Consider the following 4,886-nt stretch of genomic DNA (forward strand, 5'->3'; position numbering starts at 1 on the left):
CCCTGGATGAGCGCTATCACGGCCATCTCACCAGCGCCCTCGAACTGCAGGCCCTCACCGTCGGGGATATGGTCCGCCCCAACGCTCAACCGAGTAGCGTCGCGCCGGAAGCCGACTGCGCGATGATTCAAGAGACAGCCAAGCGAACCGGGCACCTGCGGCTTTTGGTTCGCGGCAACGGCCGCGTCGATGGTGTCGTACATGTCCGCGACAGCCTTCAGGCGCAGGCGGAGACCACCGCTGTAAATCTGATGCGACCCACCGTGACTCTCGACGTCTCCGTCCCGGTGTATGAGGCGTTGAGGATCATGCGTGAGAAGCGCAGCCATCTGTGCACCGTTACAAAATCCGGCAAAGTCATCGGGCTGATCACGCTCAACGACGTACTCGAGCGTTTACTCCAATCCAGCGACTCGGCAGCCTGATCCGGATGCCGCCTCTACGCACCCCGAACTTGTCGTCGAAAGGGTCCGCCGAGCCGCCAGGTCGTAGCACGGAAGGGTCAGCGTGAGTCCCGCAGAACGGCGCGGCTCACAATTTCACGATGCCGCGGGTAACCTTCCAGCCGCCCACGAGCGTTGATCCGCCGTAATCCTTCGCGAGACGCAGCAGGGTGGCGTGGAACCCCCGATTAGGGAAGGCCGCGTCGACGGCCTTGATGGCGGTCCGGCTCACGCCCTTGCGCACCAGGCCTTTGGAGGCGTCGATCCAGTCGGCCTTCCGGCATGCCTCGATGATCCGCTCGTGCGGCCCGCGGTAAGGAAGCACCTTGTGGTGCCAGTGGATGGCTCCGCGCAGCGCCTCCGGGTCCAGACCCCAGCCGAATTTCTCGTTGTCGGCAAGGGCTACGGCTTCCGACGGTTCCAGGTAGGCCAACTCGTGATCGGTCCACAGCCCGATATCGTGGTAGACCATTGCGGTCTCCACGAGTGGCTCATCCTCGGCGGCGCCGCCCAGGAAGTGCATCGCGTAGGTGACGGTGCGATACACATGGTTGCGGTACCCGGGAAAATCCGCACCGATCGCGCTTTCGTAGCGCGACAGGAGTTCATCGACGCGGGGACGCACGGGCTTGATTTCGACAGCGGACATTTCAGGGCTCCTCGGGGACGAACGGCATAATCGGGACGATTGAACCAGATGGTGCGGCAACCGAAGGCGGCTGAGCGCCAAGACGACGAATCCCGTCACTGACCACCCGGCCCTGGACCGACACCCACCCCTCGGGATGCCAGTTGGTGAGGATCTGCGATCCCCGGCCCTGGGTGATGGTGAGGTCGCGGCGCAGGTGACCGGTCAGGCGAACCGCGGCCGAACCGGTGGCTTCGTCTTCGGGCACGCCCGGTTCGTTGGCGAACATCCGCGACCGGATGTGCCCGCGGTCGCGGTCGAGCCAGGCCCACAGGTAGTGGTAGCCGTCGTCGGCGTAATCGGCGGGGTCGGCGGCGAGCACCTGATCCACCGACGCGAGGGCGTGGATGACGAATTCCGGGCCCCATTCGGCCCGCGCCACGACTGCGGTCCGGTCATCGGAATAGCGGACCTGCAGATCCCCGGCCGGAACCTGCAGTGTCTCGACAGGAGTCCCGCGCTCACGCAACCACCACGCAGCACCCACCGTGGGGTGGCCGGCGAAGGACAATTCGGTTGTCGGAGTGAAGATCCAAGCTTGCGCAGTGGTGGTGCCGGCGGCGGGCAGGTCGACGAACACCGTCTCGCTGTAGCCCAGTTCGGTCGCGAGCGCCTGCCGACGCGGGGTTGGAACCGCAGCCGCATCGACCACTCCGAGGGGGTTGCCGAAATCACCTGCGGCGTCAGTGAATACGCGAAGTACGGCGACCTCGATTCCCAGCGCGGTCATATCGGTCATGGGAGATTGATCCCTCGCAGTGCGGCGTCCGGCCAGCTCGACGCGTCGCTGAGCTGGTCAGGGGAGATGACTTCGATCATGCGGCCCGCAATCGGGACAGTTCCTTGCGCAGGTTGTACACGGTCGCCCGGGACACCCCCAGGGCGGCGGCGACGTGTTCGGCGGCGTTGCGGGTGTCGAAGACACCGCGCTTGTCCAGATCGGCCACGATAGCCAGGCGGTCCTCGCGGCTCAGTGCCGACCGGGGCACCCCGTTCGATCGGCACCAGTCCTCGATCAGGCCGTTCACCGGCTTCTCCTCGCGCGCGGCCGCGAAGGCCGACAGCAGCAGTGCCGCGGAGTCGATGGCCGACCGGTCGAAGTTCATGCACAACAGCATTCGGCCCTCATCGACGCGCACGCTCACCGACGACAGTCGCCGGCCCTGCCGGTCGACCTGCTCGTAGGGGCCGAGGACCTGTCCCTGGGGAAAACCGGCGAGCAGTTCCGGATCCAGCAGGGACTCCTCGCCGGGCTTTCGGGCCGAGAACGCGTTCCAGATGGCGACCAGGCGATCCCGTGCGACGTCGTGCAACGCGACCTCGACATGGGGGTGGAACAGAGTCGTCAGGGCGGTGGCCGCCGCCGCCACGTCCGCGGGAATCGGGTGGCGATGGTCGCGCCGAGCCACTGCCATGCTGATGGACTATACGTCTAATCTAGATGACTCATCAAGACGCTTCGGTAGCGTCGGCATACTGCCTCAGTCCGGTCGACCAAGCCCGGAACGGACGAGATCCAATGTGAAATCGCGGTGGGCCCACACGGCGAAGAGCGGGTCGCCCGGCCACTGCGTCGGGCGCTGGTCTGCGCGGGGCCGGTCCCAGCCTGCCGAGCGGCGGAAGTATTCGGCCACCAGCTGCACGTGGAACGCGTCGTCGGTGGCGAGCCAACCGCGGATCGCCTTGGTCGGGAAGCACCGGTTGGAGAAGGTGCACACGAACGGCGCGCCGGGCCGCAGCACCCGGGCCACCTCGTCGAACACCTCGAGGGGCCGGACCAGGTAGTCGACAGAGACCGTGCACATCGCCCCGTCGAAGGAGGCGTCGGCGAACGGCAGCGCGGGCTCGCGGTTGAGGTCATGGACGACCCGTTCGTGGGCCTGCGGGTTCTGGTCTAGCTCGAGGGCGTTCATGCCGAGCACGACCAGCCGTTGCGGGGTCCGGGCCAGGTGCGACACCCAGGAGCTGCACAGGTCGAGCACCTCGCCGTCCAGCCCGAGCTCGTCATAGAGGTCGCGCACGGCCGCGATGGCGCCGTCGTCGATGTGCTGCACCAGTCGCGGTTGCCCGTAGAAGAGAGGGTCGTCGCCCTCATCGAGCCGGGTGAAGAATCCGTCGGGGAAACCGTGGTAGCGGTCCTCGACCGGGACGGACTCATCGGTCATCGCAGCCACACCGCCTTTCGGTGATCACGATAGAGTCGGTTGGCACTATGGCCCACCCCTGCCGGCAATTCGTCCGAAGCGCACTCGCCGTGATCATCCTGGCGGCCGGCGCTGCGCTCGCACCGGCGGCGGCCGCGGCGGCGGAACTGGGTGACTACCTGTGGCAGCGCCGCCCACTGCTGCTGTTCGCGCCCGCGGAGAACGATCCGCGCCTGGTTGAAACGTCGCGTCGAATCGAGGCCAGTCGATGTGACTTCGCGGATCGCGACATGGTGCTCGGCCTGATCGTCACCGAAGGCACCAGCACACTCGACGGACAGGTTGTCGACACCGGCCAGGCCCGACGGTTGTTCTCGGAGTTCGGGATTGGCACGAACACCTTCAGCGCGGTGCTCATCGGCAAAGACGGAGGCGAGAAGTTGCGTGTCAACGACGTGCCAGACCTCCCGGCGGTCTATGCCGTGATCGACGGCATGCCGATGCGGAGCGCCGAGATGGGCGCCGATCCAGGCCGGTGTTGACGCCCGGTAATGACGACGACCGGTAACAGACGCCTTCTCGTTTCTCCACAAAAGCGATCGTCTGCACCGGTCCCGCTGCACCCCAGGCCGTTCATGGCAAATCCGAAAACCGTACGGTTGTTCAGTACTTCGCACGAGTGGTAGCCACCAGTGGTTTGAGAGCTGATCACGCGGGAGCGCCACACCCTGTGATGGTCACCCGGTCATACCGAGGTAGACCAATAGCCCGCGCTCCAGCTGCAGCATCTCGGTCGTCGATACCTTGCCGACGCGTTGCCCTAACTTTGACCTGTGGACCGTGGTGATCTTGTCGATCATGATGCTGCTCGGGGCAGATAGTCCATTGGTTTTGTTGGGCTGCAATGGGATTCGCAGCAATGGGATATCGGCGGCGGTAGTAGTCAGGGGGCAGAATGTTATTGAGTCAGTGGCATCGAATCGGTCGTCTTGGATGATCAGGACCGGGCGTGGCTTGCCCGCGTAACCTTGGCCGGCCGAGGCCGTCCAGAGTTCGCCGCGTCTCACTGAATATCAAAGTCTTCGTCGTTGAATTGAGAGATGGCGTCCACGAAGGCCTGGTCGTCACTCGCGCTACCGGTAGCAGCGGCCAAAGCCGACTGACGATGCGCCTCTTCGGCGAATTCAGGGGCCCGGGTGTCGGGGACCCAGATTTGGAGGGGACGCAATCCCTGATCACGCAGTCGAACTCGGTGTTCGGCGACGCGCTTCCCCACGTCACGGTTAGCCATGAACGTCATGTTACATGTAACTGGCGCGTGGACCTCGATCGACGAATCGCCCAACGGCGCAGTCTGGTCTGTGGTCAAGTAAGTCAGTCGTATGACTTGATCGGACCCTCACGCCAATGCTGGAAGATCTGACGTGACCACACTCGCCGACGCTCAGCGCGCCACGCTCCGGGTGCTGTGCGACACCGTCGTGCCGAGCATTCAGCGCGAGCACGATCCGCATGGGCTGTGGGCCCGCAGCGCCAGTGATCTCGGCGTGCCCTAGATGGCCGAGCAGAGCCTGCTCGGCATGCCTGCCGAATCCCGCGACGGACTGCTGA

Annotated in this window: 9 protein-coding genes; 3 read left to right on the forward strand and 6 right to left on the reverse strand. The window is 65.1% G+C overall.

Translation table 11 applies throughout. The annotated features are described in order from the left end of the window. A partial coding sequence (locus ADBZ6I_RS16000) for a CBS domain-containing protein (RefSeq protein WP_526385563.1) occupies positions 1–425 on the forward strand: 425 nt, incomplete at its 5' end. 106 nt (positions 426–531) lie between these two features. Here ADBZ6I_RS16000 and ADBZ6I_RS16005 read toward each other — a convergent pair. The 4 genes from ADBZ6I_RS16005 to ADBZ6I_RS16020 form a co-directional block, all read right to left on the reverse strand. After that, on the reverse strand, positions 532–1,092 hold the full coding sequence (locus ADBZ6I_RS16005; RefSeq protein WP_526385565.1) for a hypothetical protein: 561 nt from the start codon (positions 1,090–1,092) through the stop codon (positions 532–534). Between the two features lies 1 nt (position 1,093). Then, positions 1,094–1,852: a PhzF family protein gene (locus ADBZ6I_RS16010; RefSeq protein WP_526385579.1), complete on the reverse strand. Its 759-nt coding sequence runs from the start codon at positions 1,850–1,852 to the stop codon at positions 1,094–1,096. 94 nt (positions 1,853–1,946) lie between these two features. Beyond that, positions 1,947–2,546 carry a helix-turn-helix domain-containing protein gene (locus ADBZ6I_RS16015; protein WP_526385567.1) on the reverse strand — a complete coding sequence of 200 codons (600 nt, stop codon included), beginning with the start codon at positions 2,544–2,546 and terminating at the stop codon, positions 1,947–1,949. A 66-nt stretch (positions 2,547–2,612) separates the two neighbouring features. Further along, positions 2,613–3,296: a methyltransferase domain-containing protein gene (locus ADBZ6I_RS16020; protein ID WP_526385569.1), complete on the reverse strand. Its 684-nt coding sequence runs from the start codon at positions 3,294–3,296 to the stop codon at positions 2,613–2,615. A gap of 89 nt (positions 3,297–3,385) precedes the next feature. On the opposite strand from ADBZ6I_RS16020, the gene ADBZ6I_RS16025 reads away from it, so the two are divergent. Next, positions 3,386–3,817 carry a DUF4174 domain-containing protein gene (locus ADBZ6I_RS16025; protein WP_526385571.1) on the forward strand — a complete coding sequence of 144 codons (432 nt, stop codon included), beginning with the start codon at positions 3,386–3,388 and terminating at the stop codon, positions 3,815–3,817. Positions 3,818–4,012: 195 nt separating this feature from the next. Here ADBZ6I_RS16025 and ADBZ6I_RS16030 read toward each other — a convergent pair whose 3' ends face one another. Together ADBZ6I_RS16030 and ADBZ6I_RS16035 are read right to left on the reverse strand one after the other, a co-directional pair. Further along, entirely contained in the window at positions 4,013–4,342 is a 330-nt protein-coding gene (locus ADBZ6I_RS16030) for a type II toxin-antitoxin system PemK/MazF family toxin (protein ID WP_526385573.1), read from the reverse strand. Next, positions 4,339–4,566 (reverse strand): antitoxin MazE-like protein, encoded by a 228-nt coding sequence (locus ADBZ6I_RS16035; protein WP_526385575.1) that lies wholly within the window; start codon positions 4,564–4,566, stop codon positions 4,339–4,341. Before ADBZ6I_RS16035 ends, ADBZ6I_RS16030 begins: the two co-directional genes overlap by 4 nt. Before the next feature lie 133 nt (positions 4,567–4,699). Here ADBZ6I_RS16035 and ADBZ6I_RS16040 point away from each other — a divergent pair, with 133 nt between their 5' ends. Then, positions 4,700–4,831, forward strand: a complete 132-nt coding sequence (locus tag ADBZ6I_RS16040; protein ID WP_526385577.1) for a hypothetical protein — start codon at positions 4,700–4,702, stop codon at positions 4,829–4,831. Positions 4,832–4,886: the final 55 nt, after the last annotated feature.

It is taken from the genome of Mycobacterium sp. (assembly GCF_044342925.1).
In the GTDB taxonomy this organism is placed as follows: domain Bacteria; phylum Actinomycetota; class Actinomycetes; order Mycobacteriales; family Mycobacteriaceae; genus Mycobacterium.